The 23,632-nt window shown below is 63.6% G+C and carries 20 protein-coding genes; 11 read left to right on the forward strand and 9 right to left on the reverse strand.

Annotated elements, in window-relative coordinates; all coding sequences use genetic code 11:
• Positions 1-316: 316 nt before the first annotated feature.
• Positions 317-1,303: a UDP-glucose 4-epimerase GalE gene (gene galE / locus ACVWZ4_RS03805; RefSeq protein ID WP_456701892.1), complete on the forward strand. Its 987-nt coding sequence runs from the start codon at positions 317-319 to the stop codon at positions 1,301-1,303.
• Between the two features lie 121 nt (positions 1,304-1,424).
• On the opposite strand, the gene ACVWZ4_RS03810 is transcribed toward galE, so the two are convergent.
• Positions 1,425-1,871 (reverse strand): hypothetical protein, encoded by a 447-nt coding sequence (locus ACVWZ4_RS03810; RefSeq protein WP_456701891.1) that lies wholly within the window; start codon positions 1,869-1,871, stop codon positions 1,425-1,427.
• A 651-nt stretch (positions 1,872-2,522) separates the two neighbouring features.
• Between ACVWZ4_RS03810 and ACVWZ4_RS03815 the strand changes: the two genes are divergently transcribed.
• Positions 2,523-3,191, forward strand: a complete 669-nt coding sequence (locus ACVWZ4_RS03815; protein ID WP_456701890.1) for a hypothetical protein — start codon at positions 2,523-2,525, stop codon at positions 3,189-3,191.
• A gap of 18 nt (positions 3,192-3,209) precedes the next feature.
• Positions 3,210-5,360: a CHASE2 domain-containing protein gene (locus ACVWZ4_RS03820; protein WP_456790035.1), complete on the forward strand. Its 2,151-nt coding sequence runs from the start codon at positions 3,210-3,212 to the stop codon at positions 5,358-5,360.
• An 8-nt stretch (positions 5,361-5,368) separates the two neighbouring features.
• Here ACVWZ4_RS03820 and pobA read toward each other — a convergent pair whose 3' ends face one another.
• Entirely contained in the window at positions 5,369-6,541 is a 1,173-nt protein-coding gene (pobA, locus tag ACVWZ4_RS03825; protein WP_456790036.1) for a 4-hydroxybenzoate 3-monooxygenase, read from the reverse strand.
• A 49-nt stretch (positions 6,542-6,590) separates the two neighbouring features.
• Here pobA and ACVWZ4_RS03830 point away from each other — a divergent pair, with 49 nt between their 5' ends.
• Complete coding sequence (locus ACVWZ4_RS03830; RefSeq protein ID WP_456739912.1) at positions 6,591-7,496, forward strand: helix-turn-helix domain-containing protein; 906 nt, start codon at positions 6,591-6,593, stop codon at positions 7,494-7,496.
• 8 nt (positions 7,497-7,504) lie between these two features.
• Here ACVWZ4_RS03830 and ACVWZ4_RS03835 read toward each other — a convergent pair whose 3' ends face one another.
• Positions 7,505-7,891: an SPW repeat protein gene (locus ACVWZ4_RS03835; protein ID WP_456701886.1), complete on the reverse strand. Its 387-nt coding sequence runs from the start codon at positions 7,889-7,891 to the stop codon at positions 7,505-7,507.
• A 508-nt stretch (positions 7,892-8,399) separates the two neighbouring features.
• Between ACVWZ4_RS03835 and ACVWZ4_RS03840 the strand changes: the two genes are divergently transcribed.
• Positions 8,400-9,011, forward strand: a complete 612-nt coding sequence (locus tag ACVWZ4_RS03840; protein WP_456701885.1) for a LabA-like NYN domain-containing protein — start codon at positions 8,400-8,402, stop codon at positions 9,009-9,011.
• 21 nt (positions 9,012-9,032) lie between these two features.
• On the opposite strand, the gene pcaG is transcribed toward ACVWZ4_RS03840, so the two are convergent.
• Both pcaG and pcaH read right to left on the reverse strand, forming a co-directional pair.
• Positions 9,033-9,659 carry a protocatechuate 3,4-dioxygenase subunit alpha gene (gene pcaG, locus ACVWZ4_RS03845; protein ID WP_456739913.1) on the reverse strand — a complete coding sequence of 209 codons (627 nt, stop codon included), beginning with the start codon at positions 9,657-9,659 and terminating at the stop codon, positions 9,033-9,035.
• Positions 9,660-9,662: 3 nt separating this feature from the next.
• A complete protein-coding gene (pcaH, locus tag ACVWZ4_RS03850; protein ID WP_456737698.1) occupies positions 9,663-10,445 on the reverse strand; it encodes a protocatechuate 3,4-dioxygenase subunit beta in 783 nt (260 codons plus the stop codon).
• Between the two features lie 95 nt (positions 10,446-10,540).
• On the opposite strand from pcaH, the gene ACVWZ4_RS03855 reads away from it, so the two are divergent.
• From ACVWZ4_RS03855 to ACVWZ4_RS03865, 3 genes are all read left to right on the forward strand, one after another.
• Complete coding sequence (locus ACVWZ4_RS03855; RefSeq protein ID WP_456739914.1) at positions 10,541-11,467, forward strand: LysR family transcriptional regulator; 927 nt, start codon at positions 10,541-10,543, stop codon at positions 11,465-11,467.
• Between the two features lie 100 nt (positions 11,468-11,567).
• Entirely contained in the window at positions 11,568-12,872 is a 1,305-nt protein-coding gene (pncB, locus tag ACVWZ4_RS03860) for a nicotinate phosphoribosyltransferase (RefSeq protein ID WP_456701881.1), read from the forward strand.
• A gap of 236 nt (positions 12,873-13,108) precedes the next feature.
• On the forward strand, positions 13,109-14,413 hold the full coding sequence (locus ACVWZ4_RS03865) for a GGDEF domain-containing protein (protein ID WP_456790037.1): 1,305 nt from the start codon (positions 13,109-13,111) through the stop codon (positions 14,411-14,413).
• A 15-nt stretch (positions 14,414-14,428) separates the two neighbouring features.
• Here ACVWZ4_RS03865 and ACVWZ4_RS03870 read toward each other — a convergent pair whose 3' ends face one another.
• Complete coding sequence (locus ACVWZ4_RS03870) at positions 14,429-15,049, reverse strand: TetR/AcrR family transcriptional regulator (protein WP_456742181.1); 621 nt, start codon at positions 15,047-15,049, stop codon at positions 14,429-14,431.
• 671 nt (positions 15,050-15,720) lie between these two features.
• On the opposite strand from ACVWZ4_RS03870, the gene ACVWZ4_RS03875 reads away from it, so the two are divergent.
• Both ACVWZ4_RS03875 and ACVWZ4_RS03880 read left to right on the forward strand, forming a co-directional pair.
• Positions 15,721-19,125, forward strand: a complete 3,405-nt coding sequence (locus ACVWZ4_RS03875) for an acyl-[ACP]--phospholipid O-acyltransferase (RefSeq protein ID WP_456739916.1) — start codon at positions 15,721-15,723, stop codon at positions 19,123-19,125.
• A gap of 5 nt (positions 19,126-19,130) precedes the next feature.
• Positions 19,131-19,799, forward strand: a complete 669-nt coding sequence (locus ACVWZ4_RS03880; protein ID WP_456739917.1) for an esterase/lipase family protein — start codon at positions 19,131-19,133, stop codon at positions 19,797-19,799.
• Between the two features lie 3 nt (positions 19,800-19,802).
• Here the strand turns inward: ACVWZ4_RS03880 and tcuB are convergent, their stop codons facing one another.
• Both tcuB and tcuA read right to left on the reverse strand, forming a co-directional pair.
• On the reverse strand, positions 19,803-20,903 hold the full coding sequence (tcuB, locus tag ACVWZ4_RS03885) for a tricarballylate utilization 4Fe-4S protein TcuB (protein ID WP_456739918.1): 1,101 nt from the start codon (positions 20,901-20,903) through the stop codon (positions 19,803-19,805).
• The gene (gene tcuA / locus ACVWZ4_RS03890; RefSeq protein ID WP_456739919.1) at positions 20,890-22,281 is read right to left on the reverse strand and encodes an FAD-dependent tricarballylate dehydrogenase TcuA; all 1,392 of its coding nucleotides are present in this window, start codon (positions 22,279-22,281) and stop codon (positions 20,890-20,892) included. The genes tcuB and tcuA overlap by 14 nt, the downstream gene beginning before the upstream one ends.
• 150 nt (positions 22,282-22,431) lie before the next feature.
• Here tcuA and ACVWZ4_RS03895 point away from each other — a divergent pair, with 150 nt between their 5' ends.
• Positions 22,432-23,115 carry a GntR family transcriptional regulator gene (locus ACVWZ4_RS03895; protein WP_456701875.1) on the forward strand — a complete coding sequence of 228 codons (684 nt, stop codon included), beginning with the start codon at positions 22,432-22,434 and terminating at the stop codon, positions 23,113-23,115.
• 9 nt (positions 23,116-23,124) lie between these two features.
• On the opposite strand, the gene ybaK is transcribed toward ACVWZ4_RS03895, so the two are convergent.
• Positions 23,125-23,598, reverse strand: coding sequence for a Cys-tRNA(Pro) deacylase (gene ybaK, locus ACVWZ4_RS03900; RefSeq protein WP_456737691.1), 474 nt, complete (start codon positions 23,596-23,598; stop codon positions 23,125-23,127).
• Positions 23,599-23,632: the final 34 nt, after the last annotated feature.

Raw genomic sequence — 23,632 nt, forward strand, 5'->3', positions numbered from 1 at the left:
GGCAGTCACCGAACTACCCTAGGGTCGTGGGCTGCCAATCAACCCGCTTGCGTGGGGAGCCGATCACTCTATGCTTCAGTGTGTGCTTGCCGGGGCGCGCCCAGATTTCTTGATATCGAGGGGATTCGGTTGAGGCTGCTCGAGCTTCGATCCGTTGGTGTTGCAGCGACAGCCTCTTATCCAGGCCATATTCCTGCTGGAATACCCCTCGCAGGCCGCCGCTCGGCGCGCTTGCGCGCAAGGAACCAGAGTGGCTCTCGATAGCGCTGCAAGTTTGGCCTGGATGATCGCTGCTTTTGCGTTGGGGTAAGGAAATATGACAGACCGACCGACTATCCTCGTCACGGGAGGCGCCGGCTATATTGGCTCGCACGCCTGCCGCGCGCTTGCCGCTGCCGGCTATCGGCCCGTCGTTTATGACAATCTGACAACAGGGCATCGCAGCTTCGTCGCCGGAGAGCTGGTGACGGGCGATCTGCTCGATGGCGCGACGCTGGCGCGCACCTTCGCCGACCACTCGGTCACGGCGGTGATGCACTTCGCGGCGGCGAGTCTCGTCGGCGAGTCCATGACCGATCCGCAGAAATATTACATCAACAACGTCCAGGGCACGTTGTCGCTGCTCCGGGCGATGCGCAACGCGGGCTGCCATCGCATCGTCTTCTCCTCGACCGGCGCCGTTTATGGCAATGCCGATTCCAAGGCGCTGTCCGAAGATTTCCCCTGTGCACCGATCAACCCCTACGGCGCTTCGAAATGGATGATCGAGCGCATGCTCGCCGATTATCGCGCGGCTTACGGCTTCGGTGCGTTCTGCCTGCGCTATTTCAATGCCAGCGGCGCCGATCCGGCCGGCGGCATCGGCGAATTGCGTGACAACGAGACGCACCTCATCCCGCGCGCCATGATGGCGTTGCAGGGCCACGCCGAGTTCGCGGTGTTCGGCGACGACTACGACACGCCCGACGGCACCGCGATCCGAGACTATATCCACGTCACCGACCTCGCCGCGGCTCATGTCGCTGCATTGAAACTGCTGGAATCAGGACATGTCGGCGGCAGCTTCAATCTGGGCACGGGCTCAGGCTTTTCGGTGCGCGAAATCCTCACCGCGATCAAGCAGGAGACCGGGCGCGAGGTGCCGCACACCGTGAAGCCGCGCCGCGCCGGCGATCCGACCTATCTGGTCGCCGACCCCACGGCTGCGCGAAAGGTGCTGGACTTCGTGCCGCGCCATTCCGACCTACCGACCGTGATCCGCACCGCCTGGGCCTGGCATCAGACGGCGCATCCGCTGAGATAAGCCGGACATCATTTTTGTTGGAGTGCAGGCCTGGCTTGTACGTCGGTGGTGAACGACGCGTTTCTGGCGTTCGACGCCGGTCGACTTGCGCGCCAAGGCATGTAGCCGATCTGGCTGTTGATCACACCGATCCCAGTGGTCCGGACGAGAAGGGCGGCCGAAGCCGCGACCGACCATCGGGCCCCTTCGGCAATTTGTCGGCGTTGAGCTTCACGACCGCGCATTTGGCGTCGGCGGCTACCGAGTCATCCTGGCTGTAGATCAGCGTGCACTCGAACCTGACGTCAGGTGCCTGCCTTGCCGTCCCCCAGCACGTCGCCACTGCGCCGTTGCATTCGCCGGAAAGACTGGCCTCGACTTCATCAGGACCAAACACGCTCGTATTACCTTCTGCGTGCCGTTTCACGGTCAGCACGGCCGTGAAGCGCTGCTGATCGACCTGATAGGTGCCGCCATACGTGAAGAAACTATCGCGCCCAGAGATCCGCCCTTCTACCAATTCGACAAGGCCTGTGCCTTGGCCGCGCTGCGTCCTGAACCAGGCAGCGTATTTGCCGTCCCTGAGCATGCAAAACATCCGTCGCGAAATTCAAACGTATTTGCGACCAACTCTGGGGCGCGACAATGACTGATATGACGCGTATTCCGCCACGGTTAACACCCGGCAAAGCCATTTCGTCAAATTACCGGCGCGGCATGCGCGAGGCCGGCGGCAAACTCGAAACAATTCGATGCCGTCGTCTGCAGGTTCGAGCGCTTCGACCCTGTGTGCGGTCGCGCTCGACGGAAGCCCGAGGGCTTGCAAGAATTCGCCTTGGACGTGACGCTCACGCTCCATCGTACAGCGCACGAAGAGATCGTCGAGCATCGCCTCGTCACGCTGGGATGAGGTGGTAGCGATCGCGGGGCACACTGCGGCGTCATTGCAGAAATCCCAGGCCGGCTCGATACCCTTCATATCGGGAGTGACGGGGAAAGGTCCGAAGCTGGATCGCGCCCCCGAATCCGCCGCGGCGGATTGACATGCTTAGAGAGTAACCCTTTGCCAGGGCGCTATTTTCTGCCATCAGAGATTTGAACCTGTTCGTGCCAGGGGGGCACCAATAGCAAGGGTGACTTTCATCACATTGGTCTGGACCATCCCCGCTAGGCTCGCGCTGGGGCGTGGATTATGGGCATCTGGATCGGTGGCATATCGTTCGAACTGGAAGAGAAAGACATGAGAAGCCTGATCGGCGCCGTCGTCGGCGTGTTTTGCCTCACGGCCCCCGCCATCGCGGAGAGCCCGGCCGCCATCGTCGAGGATGTGCAGGGCAAGGTCGACGGCGTCGAATTCATGGACTATGTGGCGCCCGGCAAGATCATCAAGCTCGGCCCCAAGGCGGGCATCACGCTCAGCTACCTGAAATCCTGTCTGCGCGAGACCATCACCGAAGGCGTCGTCCTGGTCGGCACTGAGCAGAGCACCGTGCAGCTCGGCAAGGTCGAGCGCGCCAAGGTGCCGTGCGACGCCAACGCCGCCCAGCTCTCCGAGCGCGAGGCGAACCAGAGCGCAGCGACCACGTTCCGCAGCTTGCGAGCCGACGCCAACGCCCCGCCGGCAAAGTTGCCGACGATCTACGGTGTCGCGCCGCTGATTCAGGCCAAGGCTGGCAGCACCCTGGTGATCGAACGCACCGATGGCAAGGAACCCACGATCACCCTGCCGCTCAAGAGTGACATCCTGGTCGCCAGAAAATTCTACGACCTTTCGAAAGCCGGCAAGTCGCTGACCGCTGGCGGCAGCTATCTCGCGAAGCTCGGCGCCAAACGCTACACGTTCCAGGTCGACGGCAGCGCCACCGCATCGCCGACGCCGATCGTCGGACGTCTGCTGCGGCTCGAATAGACGGCCCGCGGCACAACGATGCGGCGGATCGGACGACGGGACATCGTTGCGGCGATCCTGATCGCGCTCGTCACGGGCGCGGCTTTTGCGTCCCCCCCGTTCCAGAGACTGCAAGGACTTTCGCTCGACATCCTCACGGCCTTGCGCTGGACCCTGATCGGCGATCACCGTGATCCCGCGACATCGCCGGTCGTCGTCGTCGCCATTGACGGAGCGACCTACGAGACGCCGCCTTTCAAGGGATCACCGACCCAGACCTGGACCCGTGAAATCGCCCGGGTACTCAACAGCATCACCGCGGGTGGCGCCAAGGTCATCGGGTTCGACGTGATCTTTCCAAGCTCGATCGAGCAATCAGAAATTCCCTTCGGCGATGCATCGTTCGGCAGCCGGGTGAAGGGATTTGACCGCGACTATCTGATCGCGCTCAGGCGGCTCTCCGACAGTGGCAAGCTCGTGCTCGGCGAGATTCTCAGCAATGATCATCCGGACAGGCCCGATCACGCGCAGCAACTGGCCGTGAACGGCAACATCCGCGCGCTCAACGTCGATACCGACCCCGACCACGTGATCCGGCGGATGCCACTGAGCTTTTCCATCGAGGGTCGGCCGGTGCCCGCAATGGCCGTCGAACTTGCCGCAAGGTCGCTCGGCGCCAAGCCTGAGACCGGACCGACCGGCGTAACGGAACTGTCCGGCTACGCGATTCCAAGCACGGTGCCCAACACGCTCGCCCCCAACTTCCGCGGCATGGGCCGCGACATCCCTGCCTATTCCTTCGCCGATCTGCGCGCCTGCGTCGAAAAGGGAGACGCCGACTTCTTCCGCCATGCCTTCGACGGCAAGATCGTGCTGCTCGGCAGCATCCTCAATTTCGAGGACCGCAAGCTGACCTCGATGCACCTGGCCGGTGGATATGACGGGGCGCCGACGGCGCGATGCGCGCTGCCCGCGCCGGCGAGCTCCGCGCAGGGAGCCCACAGTGCGGTCGCCGGCGTGTTCGTCCATGCCACGGTCGTGCGAAATCTGCTCGAGCATGATGCGGTCAGCGAGTTAGGATTCCCACTGCGCACCGTGCTGACGATCATCTTCGCGGCAATCATTGCCTGCGCGGCCTGCATGCTGGCGCCGAGCGGCGCCCTGATGACCTGGTTCGTGCTCTGCGTCCTCTATACCGCCGTCGCCGTCGGCACGTTCGTCCATGCGCTTGCACTGCCTCTGACGGAACCCGTTCTGGCGAGTCTCGCCGCGCTCGCCATGATGATCGGTTACCGCTTCATGATCGCCGACCGCGAAGAGCGTTTCCTGCGCAAGAGCTTCGCGTTCTACCTCGCACCGGAGGTGATCGACGGCATGGTCGCGTCCGGCAAGATGCCGGTGCTCGGCGGAGAGACGCGTGACATCACCATGTTCTTCTCCGACGTCAGCGGCTTCTCCTCGATTGCCGAGAAGATGACGCCCGGCGAGCTGGTCGCACTGATGAACGATTATCTGTCGGCCATGACCGATATCATCGAAAGCCATGGCGGCTATGTCGACAAATATATCGGCGATTCCGTCGTCGCCATGTTCGGCGCGCCCGCCGACGATCCCGATCACGCACGGAACGCGGTCGCGGCCGCGCTTCGATGCCGCGATCGGCTGGAAGAGCTCAACGAAAGCCATCCCGCGTTCCGGGGCCGCGGCCTCGCCCACCGCATCGGACTGAACAGCGGCGAAGCCGTGGTCGGCAATATCGGCTCGCGCCGGCGCTTCAACTACACCGTCATGAGCGATACCGTAAACCTCGCCTCGCGGCTCGAAGGCGCCAACAAATATTTTGGCACGGTGATCATGGCGTCGGAGATGACCATGAACCAGAGCCGCAGCGCCTATACCTGGCGCGAGCTCGACATCGTCAGGGTGCAGGGGCGCGACGAACCGATCAGGGTGTACGAGCCGTTGGCAGAGAAGAACCGGGCAACACCGAACCAAGGCATCCGCGCGGCGACTTACGCCCGAGCACTGGAATGCTGGCGCGCGCGCGACTTTGCCAAAGCGGCCGAACTGTTCGAAAGCGTCGCCTGCGACGATCCGCCAAGCCGATATTTCGCCGGGCGTGCCCGGCTATTGGCTGAGAAACCACCGCCGCCGGACTGGACGCCGGTGAATGCGCTGGAAGGGAAGTAGGGCGCCTCCTAGAACGGCAGTCCCACATAATTCTCCGCAAGCAACCGCTGCGCCGTGTCTGACGACAACAGATATTCCAGCTCGGTCTGCTGGAGCCGATCTTCGTATTCGGAACGATCGGGAAAACGGTGCAACATCATCGTCATCCACCACGAAAATCGCTGCGCCTTCCAGATCCGCGCCAGCGCCTTGGCGGAATAGCCCTTCAGCCCGGAATCGTCGCCATCCTGATAATGCGCGAGCATGGCGTGGTAGAGATAATAGATGTCGGAGCCGGCGCTGTTCAGCCCGCGTGCGCCGGTCGGCGGCACGATGTGGGCGGCATCGCCGGCAAGGAACAGGCGGCCATAGCTCATCGGCTCGGCGACGAAGCTGCGCAGGGGCGCGATGCTCTTCTCGACCGAGGGGCCGGTGACCAGCCGCGCGGCGACGTCATCAGGCAGACGACGCTTCAGCTCGGCCCAGAACGCATCGTCCGACCAGCCCTCGACCTTGTCGGTCAGCGGCACCTGGACGTAATACCGGCTCAGCACCTGCGAGCGCAGCGAGCACAGCGCAAAGCCGCGTTCGTGCTTCACATAGATCAGCTCCGGCGAGACCGGCTTGGTACGCGACAGCACTCCCAACCAGCCGAACGGATAGACCTTCTCGTATTCGCGCAGCACATCCTTCGGGATCGATTTGCGGCTGACACCGTGAAAGCCGTCGGCGCCGACGATGTAGTCGCAATCGATGCGGATCGTCTGGCTGTTCGACCGGTACGTGACGTACGGCCTGTCCGACGTCAGTTCATGCGGTGTCACGTCCTCGGCATCGTGCACGACTTTGCCGCCGAGGCGATCCCGCGCCTCGTAGAGGTCACGCGTCAGCTCGGTCTGGCCGTAGACCAGTACCGAATTGCCGCCGGAATGCTTGTGCAGATCGATATGGGAGAGGACCCCGTCATGAGCGATCTCGAATCCGTTATGGATCTCACCCTCGCGGTCCATCCGCTCGCCGCATTGCGCCTCGCGCATCAACCTGGCAAACCCGTGCTCGAGCACGCCGGCGCGGATGCGGGCCAGGACGTGGTCGCGGCTGTATTTCTCCAGCACGACGGTGTCGATGCCCTTCAGGTGCAGGAGCTGGGACAGCAGCAGTCCGGACGGCCCACCGCCGATGATGCAGACCTGAACTTTCATTTTTCCGTCCTCCATCCGGCATTTTTTGCAGATCACCGGGCCCGGACCGATGGAGGGATCGGCCTTTGTCTTGTACTATTCGCACATGAGAACCGCAGTCCCCGCCCCGGCCATCCGGGTCTATAATCTGTTCGGCGAAGCCGGCGACCTGCCTGACGTCGTCCATTGCGAGACCATTGCGTCGCGCTCGGTGCTGCACGACTGGACACTTGCCGTGCACCGGCATGCCCGGCTGCACCAGGTGCTGCTGATCGAGCGCGGCGGCGGGGAAGCAACGCTCGACGGGCGCGCGGTGCCGTTGAAGCCGATGCAGATCGTCAACGTGCCGGTCGGCCATGTCCACGGCTTCAGCTTCGTGCCCGGCACCGAGGGCTGGGTCTTGACCATCGCTGCGGAAATGCTCGACGAAGCGCTGCTGGCCGCCGAAGGCCTGCGCAGCGTGTTGTCGCGATCCGGCGTGGTGCGCGGCACGCCGCAGATCCGCGCCGTCATGAAGCAGATCTTTGCCGAACACGCCGCGCGCGATTTCGGCCGCGCGCATGTGCTGCGCGCATTGTCGGCGGCCATGATCGGCCTCGTGGCACGTGCCCTCACGCGTGACAGCGGCAGCAGCGGCAACTCCGAATCGAACCTGTTCCGTCGCTTCGAAGCCCTGCTCGAACAACATCATCTCGAGCGCTGGACGGTGGCGGACTACGCCGACGCGCTGGCGATCACGCCAACCCATCTCAACCGCATCACGCGCGCGGCGACCGGCGACACAGCCTCGCATCTGATCCTGAATCGGCTGGTTCGCGAGGCGCGGCGCAATCTCGTCTATACCAACCTGCCGGTCTCGACGATCGCCTACGCGCTCGGCTTCGAGGATCCCGCCTATTTCAGCCGGGTCTATGCCGCCGCGACCGGGCTGTCACCACGCGCTTTTCGGGCGCAGCTTCACGGCGCTGAAGGCTGATCCGCGCTCTATTGGTGCGCTCGTTCCGCGGACCCGGCCGATGCTTCGTCCGGATGGCGCTTCTCGTAATGCAGGAAGAGATCGAGCAGCGCCAGGAGCACGATGAAGATGCCGAAGCCGATGCTCAGATGCATCGCCCGCGTATGCGGAAATCCGAGCAGCCAGGGCGACGCGATGAGCCAGACGCCCATCAGAACGTTGATCCATTCCTCCCAGTCCCGATAGGCGATCATCGCTGCCAGCGACAGCACGACGATGATTGCGCTCGTAACCCAGAGGTCGACCTTGCCCAGGCTGTTGGTCAGCTTGAACAACCACGGCGATATGAAGAGGACGGCGGCGAGAAACAGATTGTAGACGTCAGGGACGGTTTCGCGCTCTTGCAGCTTGCCCATGGCAAACCCTCCGCGAGAGATTCATCGAAGCAAAGATCGGGAAGGCGATTCGGTTCCCATTCGGCGTGGGCCCACTGGCTCGACTTTGGTCGCACCGAGGAAGCGGAGAGGAACCGAAGCGGCGGCGATAATCCTGCGGTGCAGTGGCGAGCACGCGCAAAAAGCTGCGGCGCACAGATACGTCGAGCGCAACACCGCGATTCTCGCAAGGGCGACTATTGCCGCCGCGTCCATCTACCTTGGTATAGAGGATCGAATCCTTGGGATTAGGCGCCGTTTACTTCCGTACAATTGAGCACGGAATGCGGACGCCTTAACGTGGATCCATTCGGCGCCCTGGCGTCGGTCGCCTTAGCCTCCCTCCACTTGGCGCATGACGGCCACACCCTGTCCGGCCGTCTGCGCCGCCTTTTCAGTAAAGCCATCGCGACCTCAGTGTTTTTCGGCAGGCACACACCCTTCAGGGGGTGAACCTGCGGCCCCTGGCAGAACCGGAGATCCGTGCACTATGTCTTCGTTTGAGAAGATCGCACTCTTCATCGATGGCGCCAATCTCCACGCGACCGCAAAGGCACTCGGCTTCGATCTCGATTACAGACGTCTGCTCAGCGAATTTCGGGGCGGAGGTAACCTGCTGCGAGCCTTCTACTACACGACCGTCCTGGAGGATCAGGAATATTCATCGATCCGGCCCTTGATCGATTGGCTTGACTATAACGGTTACACTGTCGTCACCAAACCCGCCAAGGAGTTCGTGGACGCCACCACCGGCCGCCGCAAGATGAAGGGCAGCATGGATGTCGAACTCACCGTCAACGCGATGGAACTCGCCCGCCACGTGAATCACATCGTGCTGTTCTCGGGCGACGGGGATTTTCGTCCGTTGGTAGAAGCGGTGCAACGCCGCGGGGTCCGCGTGACCGTTGTCTCCACGCTTGCCAGCCAACCACCAATGGTCGCCGACGAGCTGCGGCGGCAGGCAGACGTATTCATCGATTTGGCGGGACTGAAGCCAAAGGTGGGGCGCGCCCCCTCTGACCGACCCCGGGCGCGCGAGACAACGATCGCCGAACAGTTCACCCCGCGCGGTGGGATGGGTCGAGGCGACCGGGTGGAATGACCCTGCGGCGATCGCCAGACTTCAGACGTCGAAGAAGACCGTCTCCTCCGGCCCCTGCAAATTGATCGTGAAGGAATACACGACCTTGCCGGCACGCTCGCTACGAGTGGCGATCAGCGTCTTGCGACGCACCGGTGGCTCGACCAGATTGAGCACCGGGTCGGCGGCATTCGCAGCTTCCTCATCGGAGAAATAGAGCCGCGTGTTGAGGCCGATATTAATGCCGCGGGCGACGATCCAGATGTTGACGTGCGGCGCGCATTTGCGCCCTGCCCTGTCGACGATCGCACCCGGCTTGATGGTCTCGAACGTCACCAGCCCGCTCTCGAAATCAGAGCCGGCGCGGCCCCAGCCGCGAAAGTCATCGCCGACTGCGCCGGCGGAGCGATCGGCCGGATGATTGTAGCGGCCCGCCGCATTGGCCTGCCAGATTTCGAGCAAGACGTCGCGCAGCGGCGAGCCGCTGCCGTCGATCACCCTGCCCTCCAGCGTGATGCGCTCGCCTTGCGTATCCGGTGTCACCAGCACGTTGGAAAAATTCTTCTCGAAGATGTCGAAGCCTGCCATGGCCGGGATCAGGCCGATATGGACATAGGGGCCAGCGGTCTGTGACGCGGTTTCCTTGAGATAGTTGAGCGGCTGCGGCATGGCTCAGTTCCCCTCCGGGCGATTCTCGAAATAGGTGGAGCGCTGACCACGCAGCACGATGTCGAAGCGGTAGGCGAGCGAGTCGAGCGGGATCGAGGCGTTGAGATCGAGCGGCGCCACCAGGCGATCCAGCGCGTCCTTGTCCGGGATCGTCGTCAGGATCGGACAAATCGGAATCAGGGGATCGCCCTCGAAATACATCTGCGTGATCAGCCGCTGCGCGAAGCCTGAGCCAAACACCGAGAAGTGGATATGGGCAGGACGCCAGCTGTTGACGAAATTGCGCCAGGGGTAGGGCCCGGGCTTCACGGTGCGGAAGTAATAGTAGCCGGTATCGTCGGTCAGCGCGCGGCCGCAGCCGCCGAAATTGGGATCGACAGGCGCGAGATATGTGTCCTTCTTGTGCCGGTAGCGGCCCCCGGCATTGGCCTGCCAGAACTCGACCAGCGTATTCGGGACACCACGGCCGGTCTCGTCCAGCACGCGGCCGTGGACGATGATGCGCTCGCCGACGGGATCGCCGTCCTTGGCGTAATTGCGGATCAGATCGTTGTCGAGCGGACCGAGATCGTTGTGGCCGAACACCGGCCCGGTGATCTCGGAGACCGAGTTCTCGATCGAGAGCAGCGCCTGGCGCGGCGAGCGCAGCACCGAGGATTTGTAGCCCGGCGCGAAGGCGGGTGGATGGATCGTGCGGTCGCGCTGGAAGAAGCCGCCATCACGCGGCGTGAATGGCTCGGGGCTGTTGAGGCGGGGATCCCTTAAGGCTGGCGCCTGGGCGTTCATCGGCGTTGTCTCTCCCTGCGGCCGCGACCAGTCCGGCGCGACCTGTTGACTGGATCATGGGCCCGCCTATTCTCCGAATAAATAGATCAATTATAATGCATTACATGAAGAAAATCGATCATTTGGCCCTCGATGGCCATGCGCTCGAACTGTTCCTGGCCGTGCTGGAGGAAGGCTCGGTGACAGCGGCGGCGACGCGTCTCGGCCTGACGCAGTCGGCCGTCAGTCACGGGTTGAACAAGCTCCGGCGGATCGCCGGCGATCCTCTGTTCGCCAAATCAGGCCGCGGCATCGTCGCGACTGCCCATGCCCAGGCCTTGGCCGCGAAGGCGCGCGCGCTGATCGATGAGATGCGCGGCTTTGCCGGCGGCGTCACGTTCGAGCCGGCAAGCGCGCAGCTTTCGCTGACGATCGCCGCCAACGATTTCCAACGCGACTTGCTGCTGCCGCACTTCTTCGACCATGTCGCCGCTCAGGTGAAAAGCCTGAACCTGCGCGTGATCCCCTCGCAGTCGCCCTCCCCCGGAATGCTGCGCGAAAATCGCTGCGATCTCCTGATCACGCCGCTGCCGCCGTCCGGCATCGACATCGTGCAGAAACGACTGCTGAGCGATCATTACGTTTGTTATTTTGATCCCAAGACCCGTGCCGCGCCAAACGATCGCGGCGCTTATCTCGCGGCGCGCCACATCACCGTGGTCTACACTGACAACGAACGGCTCGACTTCGATCGCCGGCTCGCCGCGAACGGATTTCACCGCGACATCGCCATCTCCGTCCCGAGCTTCTCCGGCGTGCCGTCCTTCCTGCGCGGCTCGCAGATGCTGGCGAGCATGCCGAGCCTGCTCGCCCCCGGCGTCATGCGGGGCTTCGCCCATGCGCGGATTCCACTGGCCTCACGCACGCGCACGCTGGCGGAGTTGCCCATGTTCATGGTGTGGCACCAGCGATATCAGAAAGACCCGGCGCATCGCTGGATCAGGAATCAGTTCGAGTCCGTTGCAGCGAGCGCCGGCAGCTGAATACGGCGCGCGGCGACGTTCGTTGCGCCCTTCCGGTGCGGGGGCCTGCCCTTCGCCAAACCCACTGGTTGGGCGCGCGCGACCACGCTAGAATTCGGCCATGACGATGACCGACATTGCGAGCCGGACCTACAATCACAGCTGGCGGCTGGACCCCATCATCCGCAGCCTGCTCGATACCGACTTCTATAAGCTGTTGATGTTACAGATGATTCGAGAATCGTACCCGAATCAGCAAGTAACGTTCTCGGTCATCAATCGCTCGCGCCATGTGCGGCTTGCCGAGATCATCGACGAGGGCGAGTTGCGGGCCCAGCTCGACCATGCCCGCACCATCCGCTTCACCAAGAAAGAGCTGATCTGGCTTGCCGGTAACACCTTCTACGGCAAGACTCACATGTTCTCGGCGGACTTCATCCGCTGGCTGGCCGAATTCCGCCTTCCCGAATACGAGTTGCGCAGGGTCGAGGGCCAGTACGAGCTGCATTTCCACGGGCCGTGGACCCACACCACGATGTGGGAGATTCCGGCGCTCGCCATCCTCAACGAATTGCGCTCGCGCGCGGCGATGAAGGGCCGCGGCCGGTTCGAGCTCGACGTGCTCTATGCCCGCGCCAAGGCCAAGCTGTGGACCAAGGTCGAGCGGCTGCGCGCGCTGGAGAACTTGAAGCTTTCGGACTTCGGCACGCGCCGCCGTCACGGCTATCTCTGGCAGCGCTGGTGCGTCGAAGCGGTGAAGGAAGGGTTGGGGCCGTCCTTCATCGGCACGTCCAATGTGCTGCTTGCGATGGACAACGATCTCGAGGCAATTGGTACCAATGCGCATGAGCTGCCGATGGTCGCGGCCGCGCTGGCCAAGGACGACGAGGAGTTGCGCTGGGCGCCCTATCGCATTCTCGACCAGTGGCGCCAGACCTATGGGGGCAATCTGCTGATTGCGCTGCCTGACGCGTTCGGCACGAAGGCCTTTCTGCGCGACGCACCGGAATGGGTGGCCGACTGGACCGGCTTCCGGCCCGACAGCGCGCCGGCGATCCAGGCCGGCGAAGAGATCGTCGCATGGTGGCAGAAGAAGGGTCGCAATCCCAAGGACAAGCTGCTGGTCTTCTCCGACGCGATGGATGTCGGCTCGATCGAGGAGACCTATCACCACTTCGCCGGCCGCGTGCGGCTCTCGTTCGGCTGGGGCACCAACCTCACCAACGACTTCGTCGGCTGCGCACCGGATGGCACGTTCAATCTCGATCCGATCTCCCTGGTCTGCAAGGTGTCGTCGGTCGACGGACGTCCCGCCGTCAAGCTCTCCGACAATCCGGAGAAAGCAACCGGCGTGCCCTCCGAGATCGAGCGCTATCTGCGCGTGTTCGGCGATGCCGGCCGCGTGCGTCAGCCGGTGCTGGTCTGACGCCAGGCTGAAACTCTCTCGATCGGGTTAATCGCGAAGGCCGAATGCGTGACAGTGCCGCGCAAGTTCCGGCTCGGTAGCATTTGCGACGATCTGCGCGCATCGGCTTCATGGCCCTTTCACCCTGAGTCACGGTCACTTCACCATTCTAGGTCGAGTTAAGCAGCATTCCCGCGTAATCCGCGTTATCAGCCGACGCTCCGTCGGGATCGTTGAGTGGATTTGGGGAACGCAGAGTGTTTCGCAGAACAACAACGTCGGCGAAGGAAGGCAGCTTCCTTCACGTCATCAAGCTTGTGTCGCCGTTCGTCATGGTCGTCGTGCTGCAAGCGATGATCGCGGGCTTCAGCCTGGAAGTCATGTCATCGGTCCGAGCCTATGTCGCGGGCGAGGCGATGTGGTCGCGCTCGCAAAAGAACGCCGTCTATTTCCTCAATCTCTATCTGCATTCGGGCAACGCCGGCCAGTTCGCGCAATACCGGACCTCGCTCGCCGTCCCCATCGGCGACGAATATGCGAGATGGGCGCTCGAGCGCGATCCCGTCGATGTTGAGCTCGCGCGCATCGGTTTCCTGCAGGGCGGCAACCACCCCGATGACGTTCCCGGGCTGATCTGGCTGTTCCGCCATTTCAACCAGGTCAGCTTCCTTCGCGAAGCGATCCGGGAATGGGCCGCCACCGATCCAATGCTGCTGGAGCTCGGCGTCTTCGGTGAGGTCATCAAGAGCGAGCTAAGGGACGGTCCCATTCGGGACGGCGATCGCGTGCAATTCCTGTCGTCGCGGCTCTCCGAGCTGAACAGGCAATTCACGGGGCATGCCGAACGGTTCTCGACGGTGCTGGGCGAAGGCTCCCGCGCCATCAAGCTGACGCTGATATGGCTTAACATCGCCACCGCCGCGACCTTGATCCTGCTGCTGGTCTGGCTCACGAGGCGACTGGTGCTGCAGCGCCAGGCATTCGAGGATGCGCTGCATGCCGAAAAAGAGCGGCTCGCCTTCCAGGCCTCGCATGACTGGCTGACCGGCATCGCCAACCGGCGAGCTTTCGAGGCCCGCCTGCAAAGCGAGCTGGATGGTCACAACGAAGGTTCGCTCTGCCTGCTCCTGCTCGACCTCGATCAATTCAAGGGCGTCAACGACAGCTGCGGCCATCTCGCGGGCGACCGGCTGCTCTGCCAGGTCGCGCAATTGCTGCAGCAGAACCGGCGAACGCGCGATCTGGTTGCCCGGCTCGGGGGTGACGAATTCGGATTGATCCTGCCGCAATGCGCTCCATACGACGCAATGGACATCGCCGAACGGCTGCGGCGGTCGCTCGAGCTGTTCAGCTTCGCCTGGGAGGATCGCTGCTTTGCGGTGACCGCCAGCATCGGCGTTGCCTGCATCGTCGATGGCAACACGACGCTCGAAGAGGCAATGCGTCGGGCGGATGCCGCCTGCTATCGCGCCAAGGAGAAGGGGCGCAACCGGGTTCAGGTCGACAATGGGAAACCGGAAATCATCCTCGTGGCGGCGAGACGGGAAGCGGCGCGCGCTTGACGGCACCCTTCGCCGTTAGCGTGTCGGCCGGATCCCGAGACCCAGAAGATGCGTGTCGAGAAACTGCGTAACCTGCTGGCGCAGCATCTGCGGCGGCACGGCAACCATGCGTTCTTCGAGGCCGAGCGAGATGATGCCGTGCACCGCGGAAAACAACGTGCGCGACAGCAGTGCGATCTTCACGTCGTCCGCACGCGGTAACACCCGCACCAAAGGCGGATGCATCAGGGAAAAGGCGTCCATGACCATCTGAAGAATGTCGTCGGGATAAGGACGATCGTCCTCCATCCGATGCTCGAACAACGAGCGCAGCAAATTTGCGTTCGCGGAGAAGAATTCGAGATAGGTCTCAGCCAGACCATAGAGCTGCCCAACCGGATCCTCGGCCGGAACCGCGCGCAGCCGCGCAGTCAGCGCCTGGACTGTCCCTCGGTTGACCGTCAGGATCACCCCGTCGAAATCGCCAAATTCATTGTAGACGCTGCCGACCGAGCAGCCGGCAGCCTCGGCAACGTCCCGAACCTTCAATGATCTCAACCCTTTAGCTGCGATAATGCCGCGGGCGATTTCCAGGATTTGGAGCCGTCGCCGACTTTTTTTCTGGTTCGACAGCGATTCTTCTTGAACATTGTTCATTTTCAAGCTACCCATGTGAACATTGTTCAAATTAGTCCGGAGATCGACAAAATGCAAACCCTGGCACTCGATATCGCCTTCACCTTCGTCGACGACGCTGCGGCGCTCGCGAGCGGCTTCCTCCGAGCGGTCTTGCGGCTTGTGATGGCCCCGATCGATCGCATCGCAACCGCCTGCGACATTGCCGGCGTGCTGACTGAGCGCCGCGCGACCTTCCGGATGTGGCGGGCCGACTGTGCCCGCCACGAGGACCGCCGTTTCAGCCTGCTCGGCCGCATCAACCCCTTCCGCCATCTCGCTCACCTCACCTGAGGACATCGAGATGCGCATGCGGGTCCACTCGAATGCGAAGCGGCGTCGCAACAAAGGAGTTACTATGTCCGGACATTCGGGCCGATCGACCCACTGTCCACAGTTCGGTTCAGCTTTTCCTTATCGGTCGGGGCGATATCCCCATAAGCGCGGCATTTCCGCCCGAAACTGCAGCCGCGACCGGATATTTGCGAACCTAACGAGACAAGCTGGAGACCAAGAGGATCGGAGAAATCGTGGGGACAGAGCAAGCCGGGCGACCAGCATAGGCCTGCAACCGTCCCTACAGCGCTCTTCCGGTCTTGGCGTTTCATCGACAAATTAACAACCTCAGCCTGCCCTCCAAAACAGGACTCGTCATGATCAGGGATCTGCTGTCGTCACGCCGCTTTGCGCCGCTGTTCTGGGCGCAGTTCTTCTCGGCGCTCAATGACAACGTGCTCAAGAACGCGCTTGTCATCATCCTGCTGTACAGCGCCGCGACAGGCCACGGCGACGCTCTGGTGACGGTCGCGGGTGCCGTCTTCATCTTCCCCTATTTCATCCTCTCAGGCCTCGGCGGCCAGCTCGCCGACAAATACGTCAAATCCGTCGTCGCAAGGCGATTGAAATTCGCCGAGATCTTCGCGGCGGCCTTTGCTGCCGCCGGCTTCTTCCTGCACTCGGTGCCGCTGCTGTTCACGGCACTCGCATTGTTCGGCATCATCGCTGCCCTGTTTGGCCCCGTGAAATACGCCATGCTGCCGGACCAGCTCGAGCTCGGCGAGCTCGCGACCGGCAACGCGCTGGTCGAAGGCGCGACCTTCATGGCGATCCTGCTCGGCACCGTCGCAGGCGGCCAGTTCGTGGCCGGCTCCGCCCATATGGGCTGGGTCGCATCGGCCGTGGTCGTGCTCGCCCTGCTGTCCTGGGCCTTTGCGTCTCGCATTCCCGCGACCACGCCGTCCGCAGCGGATCTGCCAGTCGATGCCAATCCCTGGACATCGACGCTCGGCCTGTTGAAGACGCTGTATGCGGATCACCGTCTGTGGGACGGCACCGTGGTCGTCTCCTGGTTTTGGCTGGTCGGCGCCATCGTGCTGTCGCTGCTGCCGGCGCTGGTCAAGGATGTGGTCGGTGGCAGCGAAGGCGTGGTGACGCTGTGCCTCGCGATCTTCGCGATCGGCATTGCCATCGGCTCGCTGTTTGCGGCCAGCCTGAGCCACGTTCGGCCCAACCTCGCGCTGGTGCCGATCGGCGCCATCATGATGGGATTTGCCGGCATCGACCTTGCGTGGGCCATCGGAGTCGCGGTGAAAGGGAACGACGTCGCCGCAATCGACTTCGCAACCTCTTTCGCCGGCCTGCGCATGCTGGTCGACTTCGTCGCCTTCGCGTTCGGCGGCGGCCTGTTTGTCGTTCCGTCCTTCGCCGCAGTGCAGGCCTGGTCGGCTCCGAACGAGCGCGCCCGCATCATCGCCGCCGGCAACGTGTTGCAGGCTGCCTTCATGGTGGTCGGCTCGCTGTTCGTCGCGCTGTTGCAGGCGGCCGGCCTCCACATCGGCTGGATCTTCCTCGGCCTCGGCCTCGCCAGCTTCGGCGCGGTGTGGTTCGTGCTGACGAAATGGGGCAAGGAGGGCGTACGCGATTTCGGCGGCCTGCTGTTCCGCGCGCTGTTCCGCACCGAAGTGCGCGGCCTCGAGAACCTGCCGCCATCAGGCACACGCATGCTGATCGCGCCGAACCATGTCAGCCTGATCGACGGCCCGCTGCTGCACGCCGTGCTGCCGATCGATGCGAGCTTTGCGGTCGACACCGGCATCTCCAAGGCCTGGTGGGCCAAGCCGTTCCTGCGGGTAATCAAGCATTACACCATGGACCCGACCAAGCCGCTGGCCGCGCGCGACCTGATCAAGCTCGTTGCCGCGGGCGAGCCGGTGGTGATCTTCCCGGAAGGACGCATCACGGTCTCCGGTTCGCTGATGAAGGTCTATGACGGCACCGCGATGATCGCTGACAAAGCCGACGCCGTCGTCGTGCCCGTTCGCATCGAGGGCGCGCAACGCTCCCATCTCAGCTACCTCAACTCCAGCCAGATCAAGCGCTCGTGGTTCCCGCGGGTGACCGTGACGATCCTGCCGCCTGTCAAGCTGCCGATCGATGACGCCCTCAAGGGCAAGGCTCGCCGCAACGCTGCGGGCGCGGCCCTCCAGGACGTCATGATCGATGCAATGGTCAAGAACGCCATGCTCGATCACACGCTGTTCGAGGCGCTCGGACACGCCTATCGCGACCGCGACACCGGCAAGGTGATCATCGAGGACGCGCTCGGCACCAAGCTGACCTATCGCAAGCTGATCCTCGGCGCGCAGGTGCTGAGCCGCAAGCTCGAGACAGGTACCTCGGCCGGCGAGAATGTCGGCGTGCTGCTGCCGAACTCCGCAGGGGTCGCCGTCACCTTCATGGCGCTGCAAAGCATCGGCCGCGTGCCGGCCATGCTCAACTTCTCGGCCGGGCCGGTCAACGTTCTCGCCGCCATGAAGGCCGCGCAGGTCAAGACCGTTCTGACGTCGAAGGCCTTCATCGAGAAGGGCAAGCTCGACAAGCTGATGGCCGCGATCTCCGCAGAGGCGCGCGTCGTCTATCTCGAGGATGTTCGTGCCTCGATCGGCACCGCTGACAAGATCAAGGGCCTGCTTGCAGGGTCCGCGCCGCGCGTTGCCCGCCAAGCCAACGATCCCGCCGTTGTGCTGTTCACCTCGGGCTCGGAAGGCACGCCCAAGGGCGTGGTGCTGTCCCACCGCAACATCCTCGCCAACGCGGCGCAGGCGCTGGCGCGGGTCGATGCCAATGCCAACGACAAGGTGTTCAACGTGCTGCCGGTGTTCCACTCATTCGGCCTGACAGGCGGAATGATGATGCCTGTTCTCGCGGGCATTCCGATCTACATGTATCCTTCGCCGCTGCACTACCGCATCGTGCCGGAACTGATCTACCAGACCGGCGCCACAATCCTGTTCGGCACCGACACGTTCCTCGCCGGCTATGCCCGCTCGGCGCATGCCTACGACTTCCGCACCCTGCGCCTGGTGATCGCTGGTGCCGAGGCGGTCAAGGACCGGACGCGCCAGGTGTTCATGGAGCGCTACGGCATCCGTATCCTTGAAGGCTATGGCGTCACCGAGACGGCGCCGGTGCTGGCGATGAACACGCCGATGGCCAACCGCCCCGGCACCGTCGGCCGCCTGTCGCCGCTGATGGAAAGCCGCCTCGATCCGGTCCCCGGCATCGAGGAGGGCGGACGCCTCTCGGTGCGCGGCCCGAACGTGATGCTCGGTTACCTCAGGGCCGAAAATCCCGGCGTGCTCGAAATGCTCCCCGAGGGCTGGCATGACACCGGCGACATCGTGGCGATCGATGCCGCGGGCTTCATCACCATCAAGGGCCGCGCCAAGCGTTTTGCCAAGATCGCAGGCGAAATGGTCTCGCTGTCGGCGGTCGAGAGCATCGCGACCACGCTGTGGCCGCAGGCTAGCTCGATTGCCGTGTCGATCCCGGACCAGCGCAAGGGCGAGCGCATCGTGCTGCTGACGACGGAGAAGAATGCCGAGCGCAGCGCGATGCAGGCCCAGGCCAAGTCGATCGGCGCCTCCGAGCTGACCGTCCCAGCTACGATCATGGTGGTCGACAAGGTGCCGCTGCTCGGCACCGGCAAGACCGACTACGTCACCGCGACGACGATGGCGCGCGAGCAAGCGTCCTCGCCGGAGCGCGAGGTCGCGTAAGCGAGATGCGCGAAGCGCCTGAAATGGGCAGCGCGCGGTGTCCGGGAGTGGTTCTGCTTCACGGCATCGCGCGCGGCTCCTCATCCCTCAAGAGGCTTGAGCGAGCGCTCCAGGTGGCCGGATTCGCAACGCTCAACATCGACTATGCGAGCCGCAAGAAGCCAATCGCGGCGCTCGCAGACGATATCCACCCGGCGATCGCCCGCTTCGCCGAACGTGAGGCTCCGCTCCATTTCGTCGCACATTCGATGGGCGGTCTCGTGACGCGCGCCTATATCGCGAAACACCGGCCCGACCGGCTCGGCGCCGTCGTAATGCTGGGCACGCCGAATGGCGGCAGCGAGGTTGCCGATCTCCTGAGCGGATCTCGGCTGTACCGCGGATTTTACGGGCCGGCGGGGCTCGAACTCACGACAGCGCGCCGGCCGGACGCGCTGCCCGCGGTGGACTATCCCGTCGGGGTCATCGCAGGCAACCGCTTCATCGATCCTGTCGCTGGTCTCTTCGTTCTGCCGACGCCGAATGACGGACGGGTCTCAGTTCAGAGCGCAACATTGGCCGGTATGGCCGACCATATTGTCCTGAAAGCGTCCCATACGGAACTGCCACGCCACGGCGTAGCGATCGAGCAGACGATCGCGTTTCTGAACAACGGCCGCTTTGGCACAGCCTGACGGCTAAGCCGCCGTCCGCCGCTCCCGCGCATAACGCACCAGCGCCGCGAAGCGATAGATGCCGTGCACGAACTTACCATACGGCATGGTGATGAACAACGCGAACACCGCGCCGAGATGCAGCGCCAGCAGCAGCCCCATGGCGGCCGTCTCGCGCAACACGAGAAGCAGCATGCCGGTGAAGCCGGTCAGGAAAAGCATGGCGATAAAGCCGACATCCATACCGTAGCGCTGCTCGTCGAGCAGCGCCGGATCGCGCCGCATCTTGGCCATGAACAGGCCGATCGGGCCGACGATGAGGCCGATGCCGCCGACTGTGCCTAGCACCACAGGCAGGTCCCACCACGGATACGGCGCCTCTCGTCCCAGCAGATAGTGATACAGTGTGGCCACCGAGGTTGCGGCGAAGCAGAGAAGGAAGCCATAGAACGTCAGGTGATGGAAAAATTTGCGTCGGTCGGTCGGCTTGTCGTCCTCGTTGTAGCAGCCGACGCCGCCGCCATGAAGATAGCGCAGTTCGCCTGCATCGCGGATCGCCTGGAAGATTGAGCCACCGTCGGCTCGGCCGCCGATCGGCGGGCCGATGTCGCGCCAGAACGCGCGCACGCTCATCACCAGCGCAAGGACGGCATAGAGGAACGCAACGCTGAACAGCGCGGCCATCGCATTGTGCGGCATCAGCTTGTAGAATGCGCCGGGGCCGGTGTGCACGCCGAACAGCACGCCGCGGTCGTTGAGCGCGGCGAAACCGAGGATGAAAGCTGCCATGCTGAGCGCAGCGACAATGCTGATGAGGAGACCATTGCGGGCGAACGCGCCGGAGAGCGCCTGCGGCCAGGCATAAGCCGCATAGGATTCCGCGCGCGCGACCGCCAGCGTCTTGGGAACGTTGACGTTGAACTCGTGCGGCGGCGAGAACTGGCAATCGACATAGCACGCGCCGCAGGCATGGCAGAGGTTGGCGAGATAGTTGAGATCGCCGTCGGAGAAGGCGCGCCGCATCTCCATCGCGGGGAATACCGCGCAAAGACCCTCGCAGTAGCGGCATGAATTGCAGACCGTCATCAGACGATCGGCTTCATCAAGAGTTCTAGTTCCGTGCATGTTTCGCCGCTTCCCGTCCTGCGATCCGCCCGAACACACTGCCGATGGTCATGCCCATGCCGGCGGCATACCCCTTGCCGAGCACGTTGCCGGCCATGATCTCGCCGGCGGCGAACATGTTGGCGGACGGTTTTCCGTCAGCCATCAGCATCCGTGCCTCCTTGTTCACGCGCGTGCCGAGATAGGTGAAGGTGATGCCCGGCCGCACCGGATAGGCGAGATAGGGCGGGGTCTCGATCTTGCGCGCCCAGTGCGTCTTCGGCGGCGTGAGGCCTTGGGTCACGCAATCGTCCAGGATGGTGTGGTCGAACGTCCCGGGCCGCACCGCCGCATTGAACTCGGTGACGGTCTTTTCCAGCGCGCCGGGGTCAAGCTCGAGCTTGCCGGCAAGTTCTGCCACGGTCCGCCCGGCGATCGGCGGAAACAGCGTCGGCATGAAGCTCGTGACCACTGTCGAGTCGAAGATGATGTAGGCGATCTGGTCGGGCTGCGCCGCGACCAACCGTCCCCAGATGGCATAGCGTTTCGGCCAGATGTCCTCGCCCTCGTCGTAGAAGCGCTGGGCGTGCTTGTTGACGACGATGCCGAACACCACCGAGTCATGCCGCGTGATGATGCCGCCGTCGAATTTCGGCGCGCGCGCATCGATTGCGACCGCATGGCACTGGGTGGGATCGCCGACCTCCTGCACGCCGTTGTCGAGCAGCATTTTCAGGACCGAGCCGCGGTTGTAGGGCGTGCCGCGGATCAGAAAGTTGTCGGCGGCCTCGCCCCAATATTGCTTCAGCCATTCGATGTTGGCCTCGAACCCGCCGGCTGCTGCGACCAATGACGTGGCACGAATCTCGGTCGCGCCCTTGATCGGTCGCTTGAGGCGTGCGGCGAGAAACAAGCCGTCCTCGATCACGAGATCGGTGACTTCAGCGTCGTATGCCACGTCCACACCGAGCCGCTCGGCGGTGAGATAGAGCGCATTCAGCATCGCGCGTCCGCCGCCGAGAAAGAACGAGTTGGTGCGACCGAGGCTCAGCGTCCCACCGAGCGAGGGCTGCCAGCGCACACCCTGTTCCACGATCCAGTTCAGGATGTCCTTGGACTCCCGGATCATGTGGCGGGCGAGCGCCTCGTCGGTTTGCCCGCCGGTCACGCGCAGCAAATCCTCCCAGAACTCCTCCTCGGTGTAGGGCCCGGTCAGGATTTCGGTCGCGGCATCATGGGCGCAGCGCATGTTGCGGGTGTGGCGGGTGTTGCCGCCACGGTAGAACTTTGGCGCACCTTCGAGAACCAACACGGATGCACCGCCACGGCGCGCCGAGATCGCCGCGCACAGCGCCGCGTTGCCGCCGCCGATCACCAGCACATCGTATTTGCTGCCCATTCCCTCGGTCCGATGCGACGAAGTTGGAGACATTCTGCTCGCTGGCGGCCTTGGTCAACCCCGACAGCCATTGCGTACTTTTGTATGCAAAGATATACATAAGCGCTGCAAGCGGCATCTCTGCATGGGCAGGCTGCATTTCGAGGGTTCATGGCCAGACGCCCGGCAAAGGCAAGCGGATCGATCACGCGCGGCGGCGGCGTGGCACTCGGCGAAGCCGTGTTCCGCTCGCTCTGCGAGGCGCTCCAGGCCGGCAGCTACCGGGCCGGCGACCGCCTGCGCGAGGAGGAGGTCGCGCAGCGGCTGAAGGTCAGCCGCACGCCGGTGCGCGAAGCGCTGGGCCGGCTCGCCGCCCGCGGTTTCGTGGCGCCCGCCGCTGGCCGCGGGCTGATCGTGCGCAACCTCGACATATCGGAAGTGCTCGAGCTCTACGCCATGCGCGAGATCATGGAAGGCGCCTCGGCGCGCCTTGCCGCCGAGCACGCATCAGCTCCGGAGATCGACGCGCTCAGGGATATCGAGCAAGCCCTTGTCGAGGCGTCCGAGACCGACGCCGCCGAGATGGCGAAGCTCAACCGCGCCTTTCATGAAGCAATCTGCCGCGCCGCGCGCAACCGCTACCTCGACAACGCGTCCCGCGAATTGCAGGACTGGATCGCCCTGCTTGGCCCGACCACCTTCACCGTGACAGGTCGTCCCTCGACCAGTCACGGCGAGCACCAGGCCATCATCGAAGCCATCGCCGCGCGCGACGGTGACAAGGCCGAGCAGCTCGCGCGCGCGCATATCCGCGAGGCGCTGCGTTGCCGGCTCAAATTGTTGCAGAAGCAGTAGGCAAAACGCTCACGCCAGCACGTCCGCGACGACCGCCTTCACGATGTCCCGCACATCAGTTGGCTTCATGCGCACCTGCAGGCCGCGCTGACCGCCATTGAGATAGACCAGCCCGTGCGCAAGCGCACTCTGCTCGATCACGGTGCGGACCTGCTTGCGCTGCCCGAACGGACTGATGCCGCCGACTTTGTAGCCGGTGACGCGCTCAGCCTCCGGCGGCTTCATCATCTGCGCCGACTTGCCGCTGACGGAGGCGGCGAGCTTCTTCATCGAGACTTCCTGATCGGACGGAACGATCACGCAGACCGGCTTGCCATCCACCAGCGCCATCAGCGTCTTGAGGACACGCGCGGGATCTTCGGCCAACGCGGCAGCGGCCTGGAGGCCGATGCTCTCGGCATCAGGGTCGTAGTCGTAGATATGGACCGTGAAGACCACGCCTGCGGCTGTGAGCGCGCGGGTGGCCGGGGTGACTTTGGACATGCGCCACTTCTAACACCGTCATTGCGAGGTGCGA

The organism is Bradyrhizobium sp. USDA 4472 (genome assembly GCF_054058595.1).

Coding starts and splice junctions, on each gene's coding strand:
- galE (WP_456701892.1), top strand. CDS start 317: ATGACAGACCGACCGACTATCCTCGTCACGGGAGGCGCCGGCTATATT.
- ACVWZ4_RS03810 (WP_456701891.1), bottom strand. CDS start 1,871: ATGCTCAGGGACGGCAAATACGCTGCCTGGTTCAGGACGCAGCGCGGC.
- ACVWZ4_RS03815 (WP_456701890.1), top strand. CDS start 2,523: ATGAGAAGCCTGATCGGCGCCGTCGTCGGCGTGTTTTGCCTCACGGCC.
- ACVWZ4_RS03820 (WP_456790035.1), top strand. CDS start 3,210: ATGCGGCGGATCGGACGACGGGACATCGTTGCGGCGATCCTGATCGCG.
- pobA (WP_456790036.1), bottom strand. CDS start 6,541: ATGAAAGTTCAGGTCTGCATCATCGGCGGTGGGCCGTCCGGACTGCTG.
- ACVWZ4_RS03830 (WP_456739912.1), top strand. CDS start 6,591: ATGGAGGGATCGGCCTTTGTCTTGTACTATTCGCACATGAGAACCGCA.
- ACVWZ4_RS03835 (WP_456701886.1), bottom strand. CDS start 7,891: ATGGGCAAGCTGCAAGAGCGCGAAACCGTCCCTGACGTCTACAATCTG.
- ACVWZ4_RS03840 (WP_456701885.1), top strand. CDS start 8,400: ATGTCTTCGTTTGAGAAGATCGCACTCTTCATCGATGGCGCCAATCTC.
- pcaG (WP_456739913.1), bottom strand. CDS start 9,659: ATGCCGCAGCCGCTCAACTATCTCAAGGAAACCGCGTCACAGACCGCT.
- pcaH (WP_456737698.1), bottom strand. CDS start 10,445: ATGAACGCCCAGGCGCCAGCCTTAAGGGATCCCCGCCTCAACAGCCCC.
- ACVWZ4_RS03855 (WP_456739914.1), top strand. CDS start 10,541: ATGCATTACATGAAGAAAATCGATCATTTGGCCCTCGATGGCCATGCG.
- pncB (WP_456701881.1), top strand. CDS start 11,568: ATGACGATGACCGACATTGCGAGCCGGACCTACAATCACAGCTGGCGG.
- ACVWZ4_RS03870 (WP_456742181.1), bottom strand. CDS start 15,049: ATGAACAATGTTCAAGAAGAATCGCTGTCGAACCAGAAAAAAAGTCGG.
- ACVWZ4_RS03875 (WP_456739916.1), top strand. CDS start 15,721: ATGATCAGGGATCTGCTGTCGTCACGCCGCTTTGCGCCGCTGTTCTGG.
- ACVWZ4_RS03880 (WP_456739917.1), top strand. CDS start 19,131: ATGCGCGAAGCGCCTGAAATGGGCAGCGCGCGGTGTCCGGGAGTGGTT.
- tcuB (WP_456739918.1), bottom strand. CDS start 20,903: ATGCACGGAACTAGAACTCTTGATGAAGCCGATCGTCTGATGACGGTC.
- tcuA (WP_456739919.1), bottom strand. CDS start 22,281: ATGGGCAGCAAATACGATGTGCTGGTGATCGGCGGCGGCAACGCGGCG.
- ACVWZ4_RS03895 (WP_456701875.1), top strand. CDS start 22,432: ATGGCCAGACGCCCGGCAAAGGCAAGCGGATCGATCACGCGCGGCGGC.
- ybaK (WP_456737691.1), bottom strand. CDS start 23,598: ATGTCCAAAGTCACCCCGGCCACCCGCGCGCTCACAGCCGCAGGCGTG.